The organism is Mesorhizobium sp. WSM4807 (assembly GCF_055811615.1).
In genome coordinates this window covers 56,544-61,118 of sequence record NZ_JBVVQY010000031.1, presented here as the reverse complement: position 1 = coordinate 61,118, position 4,575 = coordinate 56,544, and the positions used below count along the sequence as shown (strand labels likewise).

Annotated in this window: 5 protein-coding genes and 1 pseudogene; 1 reads left to right on the top strand and 5 read right to left on the bottom strand. The window is 65.6% G+C overall.

The features are described 5' to 3' along the window. Positions 1 to 61: 61 nt before the first annotated feature. Both AC0L3N_RS28420 and AC0L3N_RS28415 read right to left on the bottom strand, forming a co-directional pair. A complete protein-coding gene (locus AC0L3N_RS28420) occupies positions 62 to 385 on the bottom strand; it encodes a Bbp19 family protein (RefSeq protein WP_473488187.1) in 324 nt (107 codons plus the stop codon). Next, positions 382 to 2,115, bottom strand: a complete 1,734-nt coding sequence (locus AC0L3N_RS28415) for a portal protein (protein ID WP_473550826.1) — start codon at positions 2,113 to 2,115, stop codon at positions 382 to 384. The genes AC0L3N_RS28420 and AC0L3N_RS28415 overlap by 4 nt, the downstream gene beginning before the upstream one ends. A gap of 125 nt (positions 2,116 to 2,240) precedes the next feature. Here AC0L3N_RS28415 and AC0L3N_RS28410 point away from each other — a divergent pair, with 125 nt between their 5' ends. Continuing rightward, positions 2,241 to 2,867 carry a methyltransferase domain-containing protein gene (locus AC0L3N_RS28410; RefSeq protein ID WP_473550825.1) on the top strand — a complete coding sequence of 209 codons (627 nt, stop codon included), beginning with the start codon at positions 2,241 to 2,243 and terminating at the stop codon, positions 2,865 to 2,867. A 179-nt stretch (positions 2,868 to 3,046) separates the two neighbouring features. On the opposite strand, the gene AC0L3N_RS28405 is transcribed toward AC0L3N_RS28410, so the two are convergent. The 3 genes and pseudogenes from AC0L3N_RS28405 to AC0L3N_RS28395 all read right to left on the bottom strand — a co-directional run. Next, the gene (locus AC0L3N_RS28405) at positions 3,047 to 3,172 is read right to left on the bottom strand and encodes a hypothetical protein (RefSeq protein WP_473550823.1); all 126 of its coding nucleotides are present in this window, start codon (positions 3,170 to 3,172) and stop codon (positions 3,047 to 3,049) included. Continuing rightward, on the bottom strand, positions 3,141 to 3,710 hold the full coding sequence (locus AC0L3N_RS28400; protein ID WP_473550821.1) for a hypothetical protein: 570 nt from the start codon (positions 3,708 to 3,710) through the stop codon (positions 3,141 to 3,143). The genes AC0L3N_RS28405 and AC0L3N_RS28400 overlap by 32 nt, the downstream gene beginning before the upstream one ends. A gap of 31 nt (positions 3,711 to 3,741) precedes the next feature. Then, positions 3,742 to 4,491, bottom strand: a pseudogene (locus AC0L3N_RS28395) (phage terminase large subunit family protein); the annotation flags it as partial. Positions 4,492 to 4,575 lie beyond the last annotated feature (84 nt).

The window sequence follows — 4,575 nt, the reverse complement described above, 5'->3', positions numbered from 1 at the left end:
ATCTCCCCCACAAGGGGGGAGATTGGCAGCTTCGCCGACACCGCGCCTTCGGGCCTTGTTCCTACCTCCCCTCCAGCCGCGCCGCCTGCTCCAGCGCCGCCAGCCGCTCAGCGTCCAGCGTCAGGAACCCCATGATGTGCTGCACCACTTCGGCGCGCGCATTGCTCAGTGCGCTGTGCAGTTCGAAGCCGTTCGGCGTCTTCGTCTTGGCCAGCCACTCGCCATAGGACGGGCGGCGGTAATAGCCGGTCGCCGCCGTCAGGTCGGCCAGCACCATCTCGCCGTCCTGGCCTGAGAACACCCTGAGATAGGCCTTGGTCAGCGCGTCCTGCGCCTTGGCCGGGCCGCCGGCCTGGCTCGAATGGGCGAAGCGTTTGCCGCTCATGCGCCGTCGCCCTCGCCGCCCTGCGGCATCAGCCCGCTGAGACTGTCGAGCAGGCCGCTGTCACGCGCCTGCACGGCGGCGGGCATGGCATCCCTGGCCACCTTGCCGGCGGCGGCGATCGCCGCCATGGCGGCCTGTGCAGCTTGAGCCTTGGCTCTGGCATCGCGGATATCAGCCACTTCGTCGTGGCGGCGAAAAATGCGTTGCGGGCTGCGGCCGGCACTCTGCACGATCTTGAGCGCCTCGTCGCCGTCGATATTGTCCATGACGCCGGGATCGAACTGCGCCATCTGCATGGCCGTGGTGACGACCTGAATGGTGTCGCGCGCCTCGGCCGAGCGGCGCAGCACGTCGAGCGGCCCGGTGAAGGTCGGCCGCACCGCCTTGCCGGCAAGGCTCGCCGGCGGCAGGAACCGGCTGTCTTCCTCATACAATCCTTTGTCCTCGAGAATACCGAGCTCGCGGTCGAGATTCGCGGCAAACCCGGCCTGGATGATCGAGCCGGAGGGCCCGAGCAACGCGCCCTTCTCCTCCTGCCGGATCAGCGCTTCCGTGGCCGTCATCTGCGGGTTCTGCACCAGTGTCTGGAACAGGTTGACGAACATCATGTCGCGGATCTCCGCAGCCCGGCTTTCCGCGTAGTCGAATGCATAGGTCGGGTTCTGGCCCACAGCGATCGGCGCAATCAGCGGCCTGCCATTGTCGTCGATCAGGCCGGGATAGTTCTCGCCGGGATTGAGCACCGGCACATAGTCGAGCCGTGCCTTCGACGCGGTCGCCGGATCGGTGATCTGCTGCAGCGCCCTGAGGCCGGAGCGGCGCACGGCGTTTTCCTCGCGCACGGTGGTCAACGCCTCGATGGTCGGCGAGATGCCATAGGGGTCGCCTTCATAGCGGCGCCAGTTTAAGCACGACACCGGGAAGGAGCGGAAACCGCTCTCCCTGACGATGACCTCCTCGTCCTCGATGACGTGATAGGAAGCGAAGGCCGTGTCGAGATACTGGTAGGATCCGCCCAACCGGTACATCTTGCGCTCGTCGCGCGGCTGGATGCACTGGATCAGCGAAATTTTGGTCTCGCATTTGGCCGGGTCGTCGACCAGCATTTTGATCCGCGCCGGCAGTTTCTCATAGCCGAGCAGCTGCGCCGACTGGCGCGCCGTGCGCTCGTAGCGGCGGTGGAAAATGTCGACCTGACCCCAGCGGTTGCGGCAGAGATAGCCCTCGACCACCGGGATCGAGGCATAGCGGATCAGCGTGCCGCCAAAGCCCTCCTCGGCGTAGAGATACGCCGGGCCGTAGCGCACGACATTGCGCAGGCAGGCCTGCGTCGCCGGCACGAAATTCGAATTGGCGGAATAGCGCAGCGCAAACAGGAAATCGCGAAGCGCCTCCGCCCACTCCTTCTCCTCGTCGGTCTCCTCGTCATTCATGGCGGCGGTCGACAGCCCGTGCCATTTTTCCGACTGCGGGATGATCAGGCTTTCCAGCCCGGCGGCCAGCCGGTTTGCAGCCGAGTTGATGGTGTTGGCGTAGACGCGGGCGCCGCGCCGCTCCTGCCGCTCGGCCTGCGTAGCCGCGCCGGATTGCCGGCGCCCACTCCAGACATCGGGCGCGTCGGGGTCGCAGAATTCCGACACCGCCTCCCAGACAGCCTCATACTGGCTGCGCTCTGTCTCGAGTTCCGCCTGTCGTGACAGGATATCGTGGGCGCGGGAATCGCTCGTCATGGCATTCTTTCTTCGGTGGTATCAGCCTGTTCGAAGCCCAGATATTGCCAAGGCCAGGTCGAATTTTGTTCGCTTTTGCGATGTTCAACGGGGCGCGGCGGGGATTTAAGGAGATCGATTTGACAATGACGGAAAGCCTACCCGGCGCCCTGAAGAGGCGAAGCAAGCAGGTTGCAAAGCGGCTGCTCGGCTACGATTCCCGCAATTGGCTGCGCATCAGGCAGATCGAGGCGTTCACCGCGTTTCTTGAGGCGGACGGCCGCAAATCATCAGACGTGATCGAGATCTCGCCCGGCTGGAACCGCCATTGGAAGACGATGTGTTCCAACTATACCTCGGTCGATTTCCCCGATTTCGACATCTGCAAGGACCGCACCGACCGGCAATATTCCGTCGTCATCGCCGACCAGGTGCTGGAGCATGTGCAGCAGCCGCTCGCCGCGGCACAGAATATCCATGCCATGACCCGGCCGGGCGGCTGGGCGATGGTGGCGACGCCGTTCCTGTTCAGGGTGCATGCCAGGCCGCACGACTACAACCGCTGGACCGCCGCCGGCCTCAAGCAGGTGCTGGTCGAAGGCGGCTTCCCCCGGGCGGAAATCCAGGTGTTCAGCTGGGGCAACAAAGCCTGCGCAAAAGCCCATATCGGCGGCCCCGTGCGCGCCTACGGCCTATGGCGCGACCTCAGCAACGACGAGGAATACCCGCTGATGGTGTGGGCATTTGCACGCAAGCCGGGGGTGAGAGCGTAATCTCCCCCCTTGAGGGGGAGATGTCGCCGAAGGCGACAGACGCCGCGCGTAAAGCGCCAACCTTGATCTGCCGCAGGAGGCCGCGTCCGGTCGCGCCGACCCCCTCTGGCCTGCCCTCTTTGCCACCACTTGGCATCTCCCCCTCAAGGGGGGAGATTACGCCCTTCATCGCGCCCATCTCACACCCCCAGCAGCACGCGGCGCTGGTCGGTGAGGTCGCTCGGCGACAGGTCGGTCTTGACCGTGCCGGCGGTGCCCTGGCGCTGCTCGAGCTCAGCCCTGAGTGCGGCTTCGCGCGCCTGCACGTCCTTGTCGGCAATGGTCGGTGTCGGCGGCAGCGGCTTCAGCGCCGGCGGCTTTTGAAAAAGGCACATGGTTCCAGCTTTCTCTTGTCCAGTCGTAGAGCAAAAAATCTTCGCCGTTGCGGCCGTAGCCCGGCAGGCGGCAGCGTTGCGTGGCGCCAAGCCGGGCGAGCCAGCGCAGCGCCAATTCATTGGCGGCCAGCGCCCGCGCCTCGACCCGCCAGGCGCCGCGCGCGGCCACGTCAGGCCCGAGCACGGCGTGAAAGAACTCGGTAATACCAGGCACGCAGCGCTTCATGCGGCGCGTGCCCCAGCTCCAGGCAATCCACAACCCGCCGCGCTGCTCGGCGGCGCCAAAGCCGGCTTCCGAATTGCCGTCGAGCTCGGCGACATAAGCAAACCCCTGCAGCGCCGTCAGCGCCAGCAGCGCCGGCGACCATTCGTCGAACTGGCAGTCGATCTCGGCCCGGTCTTCGGGGCGCAGATTAGCGGCGATGTAGCTGAGGTCGCGCAGGGTTGCGGGGACGATGCGGACGGTCATGAGGCGATCATGGTATGTGGTTGCCTTCGAGTCACCGAAACGCCCCCAGCGGATCACTCTGCCCCGCCTTTCGCCGCACCGCCTTGAACTCCGCCGGGTCGACCACCGCTTCCCTCAGCATCATCACGCCGTAGCGTGTCGCGGCCATCAGATCGTCGCGCAGCTTCACCACCTGGCCATCCTTGCGGTGATAGAGACGGAACTCCTCGAACCAGGGCAAAAGCGTCGAAAACACCTTGAAGCGGCCGCTCTGCATGCGGTCGAGCATCTCCATCAGCCCGGCCTCGACCGACACCGAACCGTCGGCGAACTGCGCATGGCTGGTCAGCATGTTGAGCCCATGCGCCGCGTATTGCCGGGCAAGTGCCACGCCCGCACCTTCCAGCGTCTCGCGGCGGCCGTCGCGCGGCCATGCCCAGGGCAACCATTCGCCCCACGGTTTTAAGGTCAGCGCCTGCATCGCCGGCGTTTGCTGCGACGCCCGGCAGGCTTTGACGACGTAGACGACATCGGCCTCGGTATCCCAGGCGAGCTCGACCGCTGCAGACGGATGGTCCCAGCCGAAATCCAGCGCGCCGAGCCGCGGCCAGTAGCGCGGCAGCCGGAACGGCTCGCAGGCGATCAGCTCTTCCGGGACCGGAAAGATGCGGCCGGAGCCGAGCACCGGAATGCCCTTGGCCCGCGCCTCGCGCTCATGCGCGGGATAGGCGGCGACGATCGCGGCGCGCTGCTGCGGCGTGTAATGCTCGGCATCGTCGATGGTCATGAAGGTGACATGGCGGGTCATTTCTTCGCCCTCGCACTTGAATCATGTTGGGAGGCGCCGGACGTATGGTGTTGTTTGGCCAAGGACTTTTTGGATGGC

Excerpts from the sequence above, each read along its gene's own strand:
- AC0L3N_RS28415 (WP_473550826.1), bottom strand. The coding sequence starts at position 2,115 with ATGACGAGCGATTCCCGCGCCCACGATATCCTGTCACGACAGGCGGAA.
- AC0L3N_RS28410 (WP_473550825.1), top strand. The coding sequence starts at position 2,241 with ATGACGGAAAGCCTACCCGGCGCCCTGAAGAGGCGAAGCAAGCAGGTT.
- AC0L3N_RS28400 (WP_473550821.1), bottom strand. The coding sequence starts at position 3,710 with ATGACCGTCCGCATCGTCCCCGCAACCCTGCGCGACCTCAGCTACATC.
- AC0L3N_RS28420 (WP_473488187.1), bottom strand. The coding sequence starts at position 385 with ATGAGCGGCAAACGCTTCGCCCATTCGAGCCAGGCCGGCGGCCCGGCC.